The sequence below is a fragment of the Nocardia jejuensis NBRC 103114 genome, assembly GCF_001613145.1.
GTDB lineage: Bacteria > Actinomycetota > Actinomycetes > Mycobacteriales > Mycobacteriaceae > Nocardia > Nocardia jejuensis.
This window is the reverse complement of sequence record NZ_BDBU01000006.1, coordinates 156,127-171,829: the sequence shown is the minus strand read 5'-3', so window position 1 is coordinate 171,829 and position 15,703 is coordinate 156,127. Positions and strand designations below refer to the sequence as shown.

The 15,703-nt window shown below is 67.3% G+C and carries 17 protein-coding genes; 13 read left to right on the top strand and 4 right to left on the bottom strand.

The features are described 5' to 3' along the window. Positions 1 to 29 precede the first annotated feature (29 nt). Entirely contained in the window at positions 30 to 944 is a 915-nt protein-coding gene (locus NJ1_RS05715) for a TIGR03564 family F420-dependent LLM class oxidoreductase (protein ID WP_067688547.1), read from the top strand. 87 nt (positions 945 to 1,031) lie between these two features. Here the strand turns inward: NJ1_RS05715 and NJ1_RS05710 are convergent, their stop codons facing one another. Next, positions 1,032 to 1,898 (bottom strand): oxygenase MpaB family protein, encoded by an 867-nt coding sequence (locus NJ1_RS05710; RefSeq protein ID WP_067688304.1) that lies wholly within the window; start codon positions 1,896 to 1,898, stop codon positions 1,032 to 1,034. 147 nt (positions 1,899 to 2,045) lie between these two features. Between NJ1_RS05710 and NJ1_RS05705 the strand changes: the two genes are divergently transcribed. Beyond that, positions 2,046 to 2,678: a TetR/AcrR family transcriptional regulator gene (locus tag NJ1_RS05705; protein WP_067688301.1), complete on the top strand. Its 633-nt coding sequence runs from the start codon at positions 2,046 to 2,048 to the stop codon at positions 2,676 to 2,678. 100 nt (positions 2,679 to 2,778) lie between these two features. On the opposite strand, the gene NJ1_RS05700 is transcribed toward NJ1_RS05705, so the two are convergent. Continuing rightward, positions 2,779 to 3,636, bottom strand: a complete 858-nt coding sequence (locus NJ1_RS05700) for an oxygenase MpaB family protein (protein ID WP_067688298.1) — start codon at positions 3,634 to 3,636, stop codon at positions 2,779 to 2,781. A 45-nt stretch (positions 3,637 to 3,681) separates the two neighbouring features. Then, positions 3,682 to 4,191 carry a hypothetical protein gene (locus NJ1_RS05695; protein ID WP_067688295.1) on the bottom strand — a complete coding sequence of 170 codons (510 nt, stop codon included), beginning with the start codon at positions 4,189 to 4,191 and terminating at the stop codon, positions 3,682 to 3,684. A gap of 418 nt (positions 4,192 to 4,609) precedes the next feature. Here NJ1_RS05695 and NJ1_RS05685 point away from each other — a divergent pair, with 418 nt between their 5' ends. The 5 genes from NJ1_RS05685 (at position 4,610) to NJ1_RS05665 (ending at position 7,855) form a co-directional block, all read left to right on the top strand. Beyond that, positions 4,610 to 5,497 carry a helix-turn-helix domain-containing protein gene (locus NJ1_RS05685; RefSeq protein WP_067688289.1) on the top strand — a complete coding sequence of 296 codons (888 nt, stop codon included), beginning with the start codon at positions 4,610 to 4,612 and terminating at the stop codon, positions 5,495 to 5,497. Further along, entirely contained in the window at positions 5,494 to 5,694 is a 201-nt protein-coding gene (locus NJ1_RS05680; RefSeq protein WP_067688285.1) for a DUF397 domain-containing protein, read from the top strand. Before NJ1_RS05685 ends, NJ1_RS05680 begins: the two co-directional genes overlap by 4 nt. Then, a complete protein-coding gene (locus tag NJ1_RS05675; RefSeq protein ID WP_339380948.1) occupies positions 5,652 to 5,897 on the top strand; it encodes a DUF397 domain-containing protein in 246 nt (81 codons plus the stop codon). The genes NJ1_RS05680 and NJ1_RS05675 overlap by 43 nt, the downstream gene beginning before the upstream one ends. Positions 5,898 to 5,983: 86 nt before the next feature. Beyond that, complete coding sequence (locus tag NJ1_RS05670; RefSeq protein ID WP_067688544.1) at positions 5,984 to 7,414, top strand: acyl-CoA synthetase; 1,431 nt, start codon at positions 5,984 to 5,986, stop codon at positions 7,412 to 7,414. Positions 7,415 to 7,486: 72 nt separating this feature from the next. Continuing rightward, positions 7,487 to 7,855 (top strand): PPOX class F420-dependent oxidoreductase, encoded by a 369-nt coding sequence (locus NJ1_RS05665; RefSeq protein WP_067688280.1) that lies wholly within the window; start codon positions 7,487 to 7,489, stop codon positions 7,853 to 7,855. 298 nt (positions 7,856 to 8,153) lie between these two features. On the opposite strand, the gene dapD is transcribed toward NJ1_RS05665, so the two are convergent. Then, the gene (dapD, locus tag NJ1_RS05660; protein WP_067688277.1) at positions 8,154 to 9,110 is read right to left on the bottom strand and encodes a 2,3,4,5-tetrahydropyridine-2,6-dicarboxylate N-succinyltransferase; all 957 of its coding nucleotides are present in this window, start codon (positions 9,108 to 9,110) and stop codon (positions 8,154 to 8,156) included. A 186-nt stretch (positions 9,111 to 9,296) separates the two neighbouring features. On the opposite strand from dapD, the gene dapE reads away from it, so the two are divergent. The 6 genes from dapE to NJ1_RS05630 all read left to right on the top strand — a co-directional run bounded on the left by dapE (position 9,297) and on the right by NJ1_RS05630 (position 15,699). Next, the gene (dapE, locus tag NJ1_RS05655) at positions 9,297 to 10,400 is read left to right on the top strand and encodes a succinyl-diaminopimelate desuccinylase (protein ID WP_067688274.1); all 1,104 of its coding nucleotides are present in this window, start codon (positions 9,297 to 9,299) and stop codon (positions 10,398 to 10,400) included. A gap of 19 nt (positions 10,401 to 10,419) precedes the next feature. After that, entirely contained in the window at positions 10,420 to 11,223 is an 804-nt protein-coding gene (locus tag NJ1_RS05650) for an LOG family protein (protein WP_067688270.1), read from the top strand. Then, on the top strand, positions 11,217 to 11,768 hold the full coding sequence (locus NJ1_RS05645) for an LOG family protein (protein ID WP_084477775.1): 552 nt from the start codon (positions 11,217 to 11,219) through the stop codon (positions 11,766 to 11,768). The genes NJ1_RS05650 and NJ1_RS05645 overlap by 7 nt, the downstream gene beginning before the upstream one ends. Positions 11,769 to 11,905: 137 nt before the next feature. Next, on the top strand, positions 11,906 to 13,726 hold the full coding sequence (locus NJ1_RS05640; RefSeq protein WP_067688264.1) for a long-chain-acyl-CoA synthetase: 1,821 nt from the start codon (positions 11,906 to 11,908) through the stop codon (positions 13,724 to 13,726). A 177-nt stretch (positions 13,727 to 13,903) separates the two neighbouring features. After that, positions 13,904 to 14,776: a dihydropteroate synthase gene (gene folP / locus NJ1_RS05635; protein WP_067688261.1), complete on the top strand. Its 873-nt coding sequence runs from the start codon at positions 13,904 to 13,906 to the stop codon at positions 14,774 to 14,776. Next, the gene (locus NJ1_RS05630; RefSeq protein WP_067688258.1) at positions 14,773 to 15,699 is read left to right on the top strand and encodes a glucosyl-3-phosphoglycerate synthase; all 927 of its coding nucleotides are present in this window, start codon (positions 14,773 to 14,775) and stop codon (positions 15,697 to 15,699) included. The genes folP and NJ1_RS05630 overlap by 4 nt, the downstream gene beginning before the upstream one ends. Positions 15,700 to 15,703 lie beyond the last annotated feature (4 nt).

The window sequence follows — 15,703 nt, the reverse complement described above, 5'->3', positions numbered from 1 at the left end:
CGCGGCTCGGCCCCGGCGTTGTCCAGGACATGACACTCGGAGTAGCGCTCGCCGGAGCGAATGCCACCAACTATGTCGACGAGATCCTCGAGCAGGCGCGGGGCGTGGCCGACGCCGGAGTGCGGGCGGTGTGGTTCGGCCAGCGGATGGATTACGACTCACCGACGCTGGCGGCGATCGTCGGGCGGGAGGTGCCGGGGTTGCAGGTCGGCACCTCGGCGATTCCGGTGGTCGGGCGGCATCCGCTGCTGGTCTCCTCGCAGGCGCAGACCGCGCAGGCGGCGACGGGCGGCCGCTATCACCTCGGACTGGCCGTCGGATCGAACTTGGCGGCAAGCGCTTTCGGGGTGCCGTTCGACCGCCCGATCACCCGGCTGCGCGAGTTCCTCACCGGGCTCCGGGAACTACTGGACACCGGGACCGCCGACTATCGCGGCGAACTGCTCACCGTCACGCCGCCGCTGCCGACGGCCGTGGCGGGGGCGCGGCCGCGGGTTCCGGTGCTGGTCGCCGCCATGGGGCCGCAGGCGCTGCGGGTCACCGGTGAACTCTCGGACGGGACGCTGCCGTACCTGGCCGGCCCGAAGACCCTGAGCGAGCACATCGTTCCGGAGATCACCCGCGCCTCGGAGACCGCGCCCCGCATCGTCGCCTTCGTGCCGGGCGTGGTCACCGCCGATATCGAAGGCACGCGAGAGAAGGCGCTGCAGCAGTTGGCGTTCTATGAGCAGGTGCCCTCCTACAGTCGCGTCATCGAGCTCGAAGGGGCCACGCGCGCAGCCGATCTGGCGCTGATCGGCGATGAGGAGACGGTCGCGGCCGGGATCCGGCGCTACTACGACGCGGGCGCCACCGAGGTCGTGCTCACCACCACCGATCTCGCGGGAGCGGATGATCAGCGCCGTACCTGGAAACTGCTCGGGGAACTCGCGGCGGCGGGCTGAGCCGACCCTGGATCCGCGTGGTGCGACGCGGTCGCGGGAATCCGGCCTCGGACGAGCGATCGTCCGAGGCGGCGGCACCGCCGATCCTCAGACCAGTGGTCGTCCGAGCCGGCGGCGGATGCGCATGTCGGCGAGGAAGAAGTTGAAGGGGAAGACCCGGACGACGGTGGGCATGCGGGTCCACACGGCGGATATCGAGCGCAGGACCAGGCCGAAGGCGCGCTCGTCGCGGGCGGTCCAGGTCATGCCCATCTCGTTGCGGAGATGCTGGGGCAGTAGGGCTTTGACGGTGAAGCGGTGGAAACGGCCGAACACGAACCGGACCGGCCGGGAGACCATCTTCAGATCGGCGAGGTCGTTGAAGTACTGGCGGATCGGCGCATCGATGGTGCGCTGCGCGAGACCTTCCTCCCAGTACACATAGAACGCGTCGCGGGTGGCGGGCCACATCTCCGGGCGCATCTGCAGGGTGGTGCCCAGGCGGGCGCTGTACTGGTAGAAGGCTTCTGCCGCTCGAGGATCCATGGGCCCGCGCATCCGCAGGATGAGGTCGTCCACGCCCCAGTAGAGGCAGGCCGCCACCCACAGTTGGAGCTTCGGGTCGAAGGCGTTGTACTTCACCGGGCTGTCGGGCTTGGTGTGCACGGTGCGGTGCGAGCGGTTGACCGCCGCGGCGTAGTCCGTGCGGTCCTGCTCGGTGCCGAGCCACGCGACCGCGAGGTAGGTCAGGGTGGTGCGCAGCCGCTTCACCGGATGCAGCGTGACCTTGCCGCTGTCGACGTCGCTCTCCAGCACGCCGTAGCCGACGGGCGGATGGGACAGCTGCATGATCACATTGGCCGCGCCGCCGAGGAAGGCGGCGATTCCGTCGAGTTGCTCGCGGGCTTCCCGGGGTGTCCACTCGGGTATGCCGACCGGTTGGTACTCGTCGGAATTGCGCAAAGGTGCGGTCATCGTTGACTCGGCTCCTCGTGGGTCACTCCTCGGGAGTCGAGGAGAGTGTGAGAAAGTTCGCCTCTCACCTTCTCATCGCGGTCGGTTACTGTCAATGTGCGATGATTGGAGCCTCATCGTATCTTCGCGACGGAAAGGGCCCGGGACATGGCCAAGCTGGCCAAACTCTTGCCGCTCGTGCGCGGATCCGCCCCCGAGGACCGCAATCAGTCCAAGGTTCTGGACGCGGCGCTGATGGCGTTCCTCGACTTCGGCATCAAACGCACCAGCATGGTCGAGGTCGCCCGGCGCGGCGGGCTGTCGCTGGCGACGCTGTACCGGCGCTACGCGGGCAAGAACGATCTCATCGCGGCCGTGGGCCTGCGCCAGGCTCGTCAATTCATCGCCGATGCCGACGCCGCCGTGCAGCGTCAGGTCGACAGCGACGCCTCCGCCCAGGATCAGATCGTCGCCCTGTTCGTCGCCTTCAACGAGGGTCTGCGCGGCAACAAGCTGCTGGACCGCCTGCTCAAGACCGAGCCCGAGATCGTGCTGCCCTACCTCACCGTCCAGGGTTCCCCGGTGATCGAACTCGGCCGCGACTACCTCGCCGAGTTCATCACCCGCCTGCAGTCGGAAGGCAAACTGCCGCAGTACGATCCGCTGCCCCTGGCGGAGATGGTGGCGCGCACCGCGCTGTCGCTGGCCTTGACCCCGCAGACGGTGATCCCGCTGGACGACGACGCGGCCCTGCGCACCTTCGCGCGCGAGCATGTGGTCCCGGGTTTTCGAATCTTTTGACCACCGTTGTGGCAGGCGGGGCGCGGGATGGTGTTCGGGAGCGAGTCGGTCGAGCGGTGGTTCGGTGATCCGGGGTGTGGTGCCATGGGCCGGATGCTCGTCAGACCAGTCGCAGTCCGAGTCGGCGGCGCAGGCGCATATCGAGCAGGTAGGCATTGAGCGGGAAACTGCGCACGGGGGTGGGCAGTAGCTCCTCCGCACTCCCGAGTGCGCGCAGCATCAGGGCCAGCACCCTGTCCTGACGAGGTGACCAGCTCATCCCCATCTCGTCCCGAAGATGCTGCGGCAGTAGACCGATCACGAAGAATCGATGCACGCCGCCGAAAGCCAGGCCGACGGGTCGTGGCAGCATCCGCAACCCGATCAGATCCTCGAAGTACGCCTTGATCTTCGGGTCGATCCGCGTCGTGGCGAGGTTCGCATCCCAATACTGCTGGAACGCGGCCCGATTCGCGGGCCACATCTCCGGGCGCATCTGCAACGTGGTGCCGAGCCGCGCGCTGTAGGCGTAGAACGCGTCCGCGTCCGCCTCGCTCATCGGCCCGTGCATCCGATCGTGCAAATCCTTTGCGCCCCAATACAGGCAGGCCGCCACCCACAGCTGCAGCTTCGGATCGAAGGCGTTGTACTTCACCGCGCTTCCCGGACGCGAACGCACCTGCGCGTGCGAGGTGTTCACCGCCTCCCGATAGGCCGCGCGATCCCGGTCGTCGCCCAGCAGTGCCACCGACAGGTAGGTGATGGTGGTGCGCAACCGCTTGATGGGGTGGACCATCACGGCTCCGCTCTCGACGGGAGACTCCACCACCCCGTATCCGATCGGCCGATTCGCCAACTGCATGATCACGTTCGCGGCGCCGCCGAGCAGCCCCGCCGCCCCGTCGAGAAGCTCCCGCACATCGATCGGCGGTTCGATCGCGTCGCTCTGGTACGGGCGCACGCCCAGCGGTCTGGTCATCGTTGACCACATCCTCGGAGATGAGAAGGTTGTACATAAACTGTCTTACCCACTCGGCCGACCTGTCAACCGACTGGCAGGCATCGCTCCTGATTCGTGTCCGAAGGGTGCGGTCGCCAAGGTGACCGCCAGGGACAGTGGTGGCAGCTCCGGCCCGCGTGGTTCCTCGACCCACCGTTTCCCGCCGGACCATGGGGACGGCAGGCAGAACAGGTCGCCCGCCGCCGAGATCGCCGGAACCCCAGGGTCTTTCCACCGATCGACGGTCAACCGCGCGCGAAGTTCGTGATGGGCTCGCGGCGACAGGTCCGGCGCGGCGAGCAGCGACCACACGGTGCCGAGTGCGTTCGCCGCCATCGGCGCGGGAACGTTCCGCCGACGCAGCTCCCGCAGAACACGCTGTGCCAGAACAGCTTCCATCATGAGCAGGTGAAAGTGATCCCCGGCGACCACCACCACATCCCGGCCGGCGACCCGAACGTCGAGTCCCAGCCGGTCCCGATAGTCCCGGCAGACCGACTCGAGGATCAGTGCGGTTGCCGCCGCGCCGGTCATCGGTCGGCCCTGCTTCGCGGCAGGACCGCCCTCACCGCCCACCGGTGTAGTGCGAGCTTGGCCGCGCAGGTGTCGCGATCGCAATCCTGGTGAATGGTCCGAAGTAGTTCGGCCTCAGCCTCGCTGATGGACCCGGGGTCGGCATCATGGCTGAACCACTTCGCGGGGATGGCGGAAGAGTCGGGAGTGCTCATTGCTTCGAACCTCCGAGTGGATGTGAAACATGTTGGTACGCCTGGCTCGACCGGCGGGTCTGGTCTGGCGGAGGCTTCGCTCCTGATGTGGCGTACACCTAGGACACACCTGTAAAGCGATGTGCAGCAGCGTTTCATCTGAAAGGTTTCAGGAAATCTCCCGCCGTTTCGACTGAACCGTCATGCTGGTTTCAGCTGAAACTCGAATCCACCCGGGAGGACACATGGCCGGCCCTTCAACGCTGCCTCGCATTCTGCTCGGGCTCGAGCTGAAGGCGCTTCGCGAGGGCACTGACATCAGGATGGATGACGCGGCAACACTGAGCGGAATCAGCAAGCCGACCCTCTGGCGGATTGAATCCGGCAATTCGGAAGTGCGACTCAATCCGGTCTTAATCGGAGCGCTGTGCAAGGTGTACGAGGCAACCCCTGAGCAGACGAAGGCGATCCTGAAACTGATCAACGAGGCAGCCTCCGACGAAAAAGGCTGGTGGCACGGGTTCAGTGATGCCATCCCGAAGGAGTTCAACCTGTTCGTCAGGTTGGAAGACGCTGCACAGAAACTGATCTCGTACCAGACAACTTTCATTCCGGGACAACTCCAGACGCTCGAGTACCGTCGTGCGCTGAGTTGGATCGAGTTTCCGAACAGGCCATCTCGAGAGATCGAACGGATGCTGCAAGTCGGTATGAAGCGGCAGGCGCGAATCACGAGGAACGAGAACGCGCTTCGGCTCGAAGTTGTGATCGACGAAGCAGTCTTGCGTCGTAGCAATGGGGGCAACGCTGTGATGGAAGGCCAGCTTAAGCACTTGGCGGCGATGGCCGAATTGCCGAACGTCTCGTTGCGAGTCGTGCCGCGCACTGCCGACATCTACCAAGGTTTGCTTGCTGGAACCTTCGTGCTGTTCGAGTTCCCGCCACGCGCCAAGGCCGACCTCACCTGTCCGCCAATCGTCTACGTCCAAGGATTCACCGGCGGTCTATATCTGAAAGAGCCCGAAAAGGTCTCGCAGTACCGTCAAGCGTGCGCCGCCTTGGACAGGCAGGCGCTGGAAGAGGGCGACAGTCGCCGACTCGTCCTCGAAATCGTGAAGGAGTATGCAGAGTGAACAAGGATGACCTATCGACCGCACAGTGGTTCAAGAGCACGCGTAGCACGCCGTCCCAGGACTGCGTCGAAGTAGCGTTCCTCACCACTGGTGCGGTCGGGGTTCGCGACTCCAAGGACCCCTCCGGTCCGGTTCTGGCGTTCCCCTCTGGAGAGTGGGATGTTTTTCTCGCAACCGTCAAGGAGTGGGAGCAGTGAACAGCGACTTGTCGACTAGCTCGTGGTTCAAGAGCACTGCAAGTCAAGGGACCGGTGAGTGCGTCGAAATCGCGTTCCTTACAGGCGGCATGGTCGGTGTTCGTGACTCCGAAACCCCGGACGGTCCCGCTCTGGTCTTCACCCCCGGCGAGTGGGATGTCTTCCTCGGCGGTGTCGGGCGCGGCGGGTTCGGCGGGGTGTGAGACTCGCGGGATTCGGTGCAGGTGGGCGGCGGGCCGGGCGAATGCGGGCGGGCCGGTAGCCTGGGCCGGTGTCGTACGGAGCGCCGTTGTTGCTGAGTTCGCTGAATCCCGCCGCCGTGGCTGCCGGGGACGATATTCCCGATGCCCTCACCATCGACGGGGAGACCCTGTCGCGAAGTGATCTGCTGGGGGCGGCCACCTCGGTGGCGGAGCGGATCGCGCGGGCGCAGCGGGTGGCCGTGCTGGCGACGCCGACGGTGACGACGGTGCTGGCCGTGGTCGGATGTCTGATCGCGGGGGTCACCGTGGTGCCGGTGCCGCCGGATGCGGGCAGCGCCGAGCTGGCGCACATTCTGAAGGATTCGGGCGCTCAGGCCTGGCTGGGGGAGGCTCCGGAGGGGACCGACCTGCCGGTGGTGCCGGTGCGCAAGCACGCGCGGTCGTGGCATCGGTATGACGAACCCGCCCCTGCATCAACGGCTTTCATCCTGTACACCTCGGGAACGACCGGGGCTCCGAAGGGTGTGATGCTGAGCCGCCGCGCCATCGCGGCCGGGCTGGACGCGCTCGCGCGGGCGTGGCAGTGGAAGGCGACCGACACTCTGGTGCACGGGCTTCCGCTGTTCCATGTGCACGGACTGATCCTCGGCGTACTCGGCCCGCTGCGGGTAGGGAGTCCACTGATCCACACCGGGAAGCCGACCCCGCAGGCGTACGCCGACGCGCGAGGCACCATGTACTTCGGAGTGCCGACGGTGTGGTCCCGGATCGTCGACGAGCCCGATGCGGCAAGGCAATTGGCGAACGCCCGGATTCTGATCTCCGGTAGCGCGCCGCTGCCGGTTCCGGTGTTCGAGCGGCTGCGCGAACTCACCGGTCACGCTCCGCTCGAGCGCTACGGCATGAGCGAAACCATGATCACCCTGTCCACCCGGCCCGATGGCGAGCGTCGTCCGGGCTGGGTCGGCACGCCCGTGGACGGCGTGGAGACCCGATTGCGTGACGAGGCCGGTAACCCGGTCCCGCGCGACGGGGAAAGCGTTGGCGGACTGGAGGTTCGTGGGCCGATGCTGTTCGACGGCTACCTCGGCCGCCCGGAGACCACGGCCGCGAACTGGACCGAGGACGGCTGGTTCAAGACCGGCGATGTAGCGGTGATCGACGCGGAAGGGTTCCATCGCATCGTCGGGCGGGAATCGGTGGACCTGATCAAATCCGGCGGCTATCGGATCGGCGCGGGGGAGATCGAGACCTCGCTGCTCGGGCATCCGGCTGTCGCGGAGACCGCGGTGATCGGAGTGCCGGACACGGACCTGGGGCAGCGCATTGTGGCATTCGTGGTGCTGCGCAACGGATCCGGTGCGGACGAGCAGAGCGGGGACGGCATCGCGCAGACCCTCATCGACCATGTGGCCGCCGAACTCTCGATCCACAAGCGCCCCCGGGAGATCCGCGTGGTGACCGCTCTTCCGCGCAACGCCATGGGCAAGGTTCAGAAGAAGCTGCTCGTCCTGTGATCGCGCAAGTGCGTGAGATCTCGACGGGGCGGGCTTGACCTCGAGTGCGGTCGAGGTCGTAGCGTCGAGACCATGATCGCCACACTGACTCCCGCCCAGATCGAGTATCTGGGCAGCCAGCGGCTGGGCCGCCTCGCCACCGTCCGGCCCGACGGGTCGCCCCAGAACAATCCGGTGGGATTCCAGGTCAATGCCGCGCTGGGCACCATCGACATCGCCGGATACAACATGGGGGCGAGTCAGAAGTTTCGCAATCTCGCCAAGGAGGAGCGGGTGTCCTTCGTGGTCGACGACGTGCCCTCGGTCAACCCGTGGACCGTGCGGTGCCTCGAAATCCGCGGTACCGCAGAGGCATTGACGGACGTGGACTCCTATGTGGAGGGCTCGCGCGAACTCATCCGCATCACCCCGGTCCGGATCATCGCCTTCGGCATCGAGTAGGCCCGGAGCGCGGCAGGACTCGAACGCGGCATGCGGGTGAGCAGCTCGGTGGTGAGCACCTCGCAGGGTTGATCGCGCAGTCGGACCGACCGGCGCAGCGTCCGAACCGACCTGCTACCCGACCCGCCGGGCCGTGACACCAACTCGGTGGCATCGGGCCTCGGACGCGTTGCAGGGCCGGACCTGGCACCGCCGGTCGATTCGGCCACGCCGCGGCGACAGCCGAGTGCGCGAGGCATACCCGAACATACGAAAACCGCCCCGTCGGCTCGACGGGGCGGTTCTCGTAGCTGGTGGTTCAGTCGTTGGCGTGCAGCGCCGCGTTCAGCTCGATGCCGGAACCCTTGTGCGCCACCACTTCCACCGCACCCGAGAGCGAGTTGCGGCGGAACAGGAGGTTGGACTTGCCGCTCAGCTCGGCGGCCTTGATGACCGCGCCGTCCGGCAGGGTGACCTTGGTGCCGGCGGTGACGTAGAGGCCCGCCTCCACCACGCAGTCGTCGCCGAGCGAGATGCCCAGACCCGAGTTCGCGCCCAGCAGGCAGCGCTCGCCGAGCGAGATGACCTGCTTGCCGCCGCCGGACAGGGTGCCCATGATCGACGCGCCGCCGCCGACATCGGAGCCGTCCCCGACCAGCACACCGCCGGAGATGCGGCCCTCGACCATCGAGTTGCCCAGGGTGCCGGCGTTGAAGTTCACGAAGCCCTCGTGCATGACCGTGGTACCCGAGGCCAGGTGCGCGCCCAAGCGCACGCGGTCGGCGTCGGCGACGCGCACGCCGGACGGGACCACGTAGTCGACCATGCGCGGGAACTTGTCCACGCTGTACACGGTGACCGGGCCGCGGGCGCGCAGCTTCAGGCGGGTCAGCTCCAGTTCCTCGAGCGAGCACGGGCCGTGGTTCGTCCACGCCACATTGGCCAGCAGGCCGAAGATGCCGTCCAGGTTCAGCCCGTGCGGGCGGACCAGGCGGTGCGAGAGCAGGTGCAGGCGGAGGTAGACGTCGTGCGTATCCACTGGCGCGGCAGCCAGATCCGCGATGACGGTGCGCACGATGACGGTCTCGACGCGGCGCGCCTCGTCCACGCCGACCAGATCGGCGAACTTGGCGTACTCGACATCGGAGGCGTCGAGCCGAGTGGTGCCCGCCTCGGCGAACTCCCCGAGCTCGGGGTACGGGTACCAGGTGTCCAGCACCGTCCCGTTGGCGGTGATGGTGGCGACGCCGACTGCTGCTGCTCCCTGAATGCTCACGTTTCTAGAGGTTACCGGCCCGCGATCGCGCGTGGTGAACGCCCTCTGAGGTAACCCTTGGTTGCCCGGTCGTCGCCGCCCGGTCCGCCGGTCACCGATAAGAAGTGCGCGGCGAATGCGTGTCGATTCGTACCCGCGCAGGTCTATGCCGAGAACGGAGGCGGCTCCTCCCCTAGGGTGGATGGAGTGACCGTTGATCTGAGCGCCGACCCCATCACCCTGACCGCCGCCCTCGTGGACATCCCCAGCGTGTCCAAGAACGAGGCCGAGATCGCGGACATCGTGATGAAGGCATTGCGCGAGCAGACCACCGGCTACGAGATCCTGCGGCACGGCAATACCGTGCTGGCGCGCACCAATCGCGGCCTGGCCACCCGGGTCATCCTGGCCGGGCATCTGGACACCGTGCCGATCGCCGACAACGTGCCCAGTCGCTTCGAGACCGGTCCGAACGGCGAGCGACTGCTGTTCGGTTGCGGCACAGTCGATATGAAGTCCGGCGACGCGGTCTTCCTGCATCTGGCGGCCACCGTCGCGAACCCCGTGCACGACCTGACGCTGATCTTCTACGACGCCGAGGAGATCGCCGCGGAGTTCAACGGCCTCGGCCGGATCGAACGCGAACTGCCCGAATGGCTCGAGGGCGACCTCGCCATCCTCGGCGAACCCTCGGGCGGCTGGGTCGAAGCCGGGTGCCAGGGCACCCTGCGCGTGCGCCTGACCACCTCCGGCGTGCGGGCCCACACCGCGCGAGCCTGGCTGGGCGACAACGCCATTCACCGCCTCGCGCCGATCCTCGAGCGACTCTCCGGCTACCGGGCCCGCGAGGTCGAGATCGACGGCTGCGTCTACCGCGAGGGTCTGTCCGCGGTACGCGTCTCCGGCGGTGTCGCGGGCAATGTGGTGCCCGATGTCGCGGAGGTGGACGTGAACTTCCGCTTCGCCCCCGACCGCACCCTGGACGAGGCCACCGAACACGTCCGCGAGGTCTTCGCCGGACTGGAACTGGATTTCGAACGCACCGACGGCTCCCCGGGCGCGCTGCCCGGACTGTCCGCCCCGGCCGCCAAGGACCTGATCGAGATCGTGCACGCGCACGGCAGCGGCGGCGTCCGCGCCAAGTACGGCTGGACCGATGTCTCCCGATTCGCCGCTCGCGGCATCCCGGCCGTGAATTTCGGTCCCGGCGACCCGAATCTGGCCCACAAGCGGGACGAGCACCTGCCTGTGGAACAGATCACCCAGGTCACCTCCATGCTGCGCAGCTATCTCACCGGCGACAAAGGCTGAACCGGGTACGGTTGGCTGCATGTCTGCTGAGGCCGAACAAGACGGCAGCCGTTCCCCGAAAACGCCCACCTTCCGGGGTCCGATAATGCTGCGGCGTGACCGCAAGGAGAACTCCGGGACGACCGATCAGCGCCTGCTGGACGAGCGCGGCCCGACCGACTGGGTGCACACCGATCCGTGGCGGGTGCTGCGCATCCAGGCCGAATTCGTCGAGGGCTTCGGCGCTTTGGCCGAGGTGCCGCGCGCGGTCTCGGTGTTCGGCTCGGCGCGCACACCCGCCGACCACCCGGAGTATCAGGCCGGAGTCGCGATCGGCGGGGCGCTGGCGCGGGCCGGTTTCGCGGTGATCACCGGCGGCGGGCCCGGCGGCATGGAGGCCGCGAACAAGGGCGCGTCCGAGGCGGGCGGCTATTCGATCGGGCTCGGCATCGAGCTGCCGTTCGAACAGCACCTCAACGAGTGGGTCGACCTCGGCATCAATTTCCGGTACTTCTTCGCCCGCAAGACCATGTTCGTGAAGTACTCGCAGGCATTCGTCTGTCTGCCAGGCGGTTTCGGCACCATGGACGAGTTGTTCGAGGCGCTGACGCTGGTGCAGACGCGCAAGATCACCCGCTTCCCGATCATCCTGTTCGGCACCAAATACTGGTCGGGACTGGTGGATTGGATGCGGGACTCGCTGCTGGGCTCGGCCAAGATCGGACCGGGTGACCTGAACCTGCTGCACGTGACCGACAGCGTGGAGGAGTTGGTGGAGATCGTGGTGGCCGCCGCCGAGGCGCGCGCCGCGAGCGAGGACGGATCGGTGGGAGATCAGTGGTGAGCGAGTCGTATTCGGTGTGCGTGTACTGCTCGGCCAGCGCCGGTGACCAGGCCGCGCTGGATCTGGCGACCGCGGTGGGGGCCGAGATCGGCCGTCGCGGTTGGCAATTGGTGTCCGGCGGCGGGCACGTGTCGATGATGGGCGCGGTCGCGACGGCGGCGCGGGCGGCGGGCGCGAACACCGTCGGCGTCATCCCGAAGAAGCTGGTGCACCGCGAGATGGCGGATGTGGAGTCGGACGAGCTGATCGTCACCGACTCCATGCGTGAGCGCAAACAGATCATGGAGGATCGGGCCGACGCCTTCCTGACCTTGCCCGGCGGCATCGGCACGCTCGAGGAACTGTTCGAAACGTGGACCGGGGCATACCTGGGGGTGCACGAGAAGCCGGTGGTGGTGCTCGATCCCGGCGGGCACTATCGCGGCCTGTTCGCCTGGATCGACGAGCTTCGGGAGAAAGGCTTCGTCGGACGCCAGGCGTTGGACACGGTGGTGCTGACCGCCGAGCTGTCCGAGGCGTTCGCGGCCCTGAATCCGGTTTCGTGAACCGGGTATTGACCGATCGCGCCGCATTGGTGAGAATTCACGCCAGAGTAAGTGAGACCAACTGGTTTCACTCGACAACCCGACATTCATCCGCAAGGGTATGAATCGGGCGCACCGGGGCAGTCCCAGTTCGAGGGATGAACCCGCACGCGCCGCGTGAGCACGACCCCGGTGAGGAGCAATACGACGTGAACAACGATGCCCGCTCGACTGTGAGCCTGCTGGACCTGGCCCGCAGTCTGCCCGCGATGGCGCTGCAGGCGCCAGGCATGCTCCGCAATGCCGCGCACATGCTGGTGAAGTCCGGGGATCGCGCGTCCATCGGCCTGTTCTTCCAGCGCGGCGCCGCCAAGCATCCGGACCGGCCCTTCCTGAAATTCGAAGGGCGCGTGTACAGCTGGGGCGAGGCCAACGCTCAGGTCAATCGCTACGCGAGCGTGCTGGCCGCGCGCGGCGTCGAGCGCGGCGACGTGGTCGGCATTCTGATGACCAACCGGCCCGAGGCGCTGTTCACCGTGCTGGCCACCGTGAAACTCGGCGCCACCGCCGGACTGCTCAACAACAATCAGCGAGACACCGTGCTGCAGCACAGCTTCGGGCTGCTGAACTCCCGGGTGGACGTGATCGGCGAGGAATGCGAGGAGGCCCTGGACACCCTCGCGCAGCCCCGCCCGAACCTGCTGTGGGGTAACGAGCTCGAAAAGCTCTCCGCCACCGCCGATTCCGCGAATCCCGCGGTGTGTGAACAGATCACGGCCAAGGAGCGCGCCTACCTGATCTTCACCTCCGGCACCACCGGCCTGCCCAAGGCCAGCGTCATGACGCATCTGCGCTGGACCAAGTCCATGGCCGGGATCGGCGGGCTCGGCGTGCGCCTGGACGGCAACGACACGCTGTACTGCTGCCTGCCGCTCTATCACAACAACGCGCTCACCGTGGCGCTGTCCTCGGTGATCGCCGGCGGCGCGACTTTCGCACTGGGACGCAAGTTCTCGGCCTCGCGCTTCTGGGACGAGGCGATATCCACTCAGGCCACCGCCTTCGTCTACATCGGCGAACTGTGCCGCTACCTGCTGAACCAGCCCGCCCGGCGCGGGGACCGCACGCACAGCGTCCGGCTCGCCGTCGGCAACGGCATGCGGCCGGAGATCTGGGACGAATTCCAGCAGCGATTCGGAATCAAGCGAATCGTCGAGTTCTACGGCGCCAGTGAGGGAAACGTCGCCTTCATCAACGCCTTCAGCCTCGACCGGACGGCCGGATTCACCCCGCTGCCCTTCGCCATCGTCGAATACGACGACGCCACCGGCAAAGCCAAGCGCGGCGCGGACGGCAAGGTGCGTCGCGTGCGGCCCGGCGGCGTCGGCCTGCTGCTGGCCAAGGTCACCGACCGCTCCCCGTTCGACGGGTACACCGACAAGGAAGCCACCGAATCCAAGCTCGTGCGTGACGGATTCAAGTCCGGCGACTGCTGGTTCGACACCGGCGATCTGGTGCGCGATCAGCGCTGGGGTCACATCGCCTTCGTCGATCGCCTGGGCGACACCTTCCGCTGGAAGGGCGAGAACGTGGCCACCACCGAGGTCGAGGGCGGATTCGACGGACTCGACGAGGTCACCCAGGCGGTCGTCTTCGGCGTCGACATCCCCGGCACCGACGGCAAGGCGGGCATGGCCGCGGTGACCCTCGCCGAGGGCGCCGAATTCGACGGCAAGCTCGCCGCCAAGGCCCTGTACGAGCGGCTGCCCGGCTACGCGGTGCCACTGTTCATCCGGATCGTGGCCGAGTTGGAGCAGACCTCCACCTTCAAGAGCCGCAAGGTGGAACTGCGCAAACAGGGCTTCGACGCGGACGCCGAGGGCACCCTCTACGTGCTCGCGGGCCGCACCGACGGCTACGTCCCCGCCTACCCCGACTACGCGTCCGACGTGGCCGCCGCCAAGGCCCCCCGCAACTGACCTCGCCGCCCCGGCTCCCGGGAGCCGTGCCTCAACCCTCGTGAGTCGTGGCCCGGACCCTCGTGAGTCGCCGCCCACACCTCCCGAAGGCCATCTCCGGCACCGAGGTAACAGGGCCACGAACCCCGTCGGAGCGCAGCGGAGGCAAACAAAACACCGGTCGGTACATTGGGGGGCATGTGTGCGCCGTTGCCGACATTGTGCGGGAAGCCGGTGGCGACGGATCGGGCGCTGGTGATGGCGATCGTGAACCGGACGCCGGATTCCTTCTACGACAAGGGTGCGACGTTCAGTGACGAGGCCGCCATGGCGGCGGTTGCCCGGGCCGTGGCCGAGGGCGCGGATCTGGTCGATATCGGCGGGGTGAAGGCCGGTCCCGGATCCGAGGTGGACGCCGCCGAGGAGGCTCGGCGGGTGGTCCCGTTCGTCGCCGCTATTCGCGAGCGCTTTCCCGAGCTGCTGATCAGCGTGGACACCTGGCGGGCCGAGGTGGCGCGCGCCGCGGTCGGCGTCGGCGCGGATCTGATCAACGACACCTGGTCGGGGGCCGATCCGGACCTGGTCGGGGTGGCCGCGGAACTCGGTGTCGGCATCGTGTGCAGCCACACCGGTGGGGCGATCCCGCGCACCCGGCCGCACCGGGTGCGCTACGCGGACGTGGTCGCCGAGGTGACCGGAACCGTGGTGGCCGCCGCCGAAAATGCTGCGGCCGCGGGGGTGGCCAAGGACTCGATTCTCATCGATCCGACCCACGATTTCGGTAAAAACACGTATCACGGGCTCGAATTGTTGCGGGCCGTAGACGTTCTTGTGAATACCGGATGGCCCGTCTTGATGGCGCTGAGTAATAAGGATTTCATCGGAGAGACTCTTGGTGTCGGTCTGTCCGAACGATTGGAGGGCACCTTGGCAGCGACCGCCTGGTCCGCCGCCGCGGGCGCCCGCGTTTTCCGGGTGCACGAGGTGGCCGCCACTCGCCGAGTCGTCGACATGATCGCCGCCATCCAGGGCCTGCGCCCACCCGCCCGAACCCTGCGAGGTCTCGCATGAAGAACAGCAACTGGGTGAACTCGAATACCTGGGACCGTCCGGACTGGACGGTGCAAGAACTCGTCGCCGCAAAAGGCGACCGCACAGTTTCCGTAGTGCTGCCCGCACTGAACGAGCAGGACACCGTCGCCAGCGTCGTGGCCAGTATCCGGCCGCTGCTGGGCACGCTGGTGGACGAACTGCTGGTTCTGGACTCCGGGTCCACCGACGCCACCGCCGAGCGCGCTGCGGCCGCAGGAGCGCGTGTGGTGACCCGCGAACAAGCCGTACCCGAACTCGATCCGGTCCCGGGCAAGGGCGAGGTGCTGTGGCGCTCGCTCGCGGTCACCTCCGGAGACCTGGTCGCCTTCGTCGACTCGGATCTGATCGATCCCGATCCGATGTTCGTGCCCAAACTCCTGGGCCCGCTGCTGACCGTGGACGGCATGCACCTGGTCAAGGCGTTCTATCGCCGTCCGCTGCGCCAGGGCAGGAACATCGACGACAACGGCGGCGGGCGCGTCACCGAACTGGTGGCCCGGCCGCTGCTGGCCGCGCTGCGCCCGGAACTGTCGAATGTGCTGCAGCCCTTGGGCGGTGAGTACGCGGGCACCCGGGAACTGCTCACCTCGGTGCCCTTCGCGCCCGGCTACGGCGTGGAGATCGGGCTGCTGCTCGATACCCACGACATGCTCGGCATCGGCGCCATCGGGCAGGTGAATCTCGGTGTGCGCCAACACCGTAACCGCCCGCTGTCCGAACTCGGGGTGATGAGCCGCCAGATCCTGGGCACCGTGCTGGGCCGGGCGGGCGTACCGGACTCCGGCGCCGCGCTGACCCAATTCCCCATGGTGGGAGGCGAATTCATGGCGCAGTCGACGGAAGTCTCACTGGCGGACCGGCCCCCGATGAACACCCTGCGCCCGGAGGAATACGCCGCCTGAACAC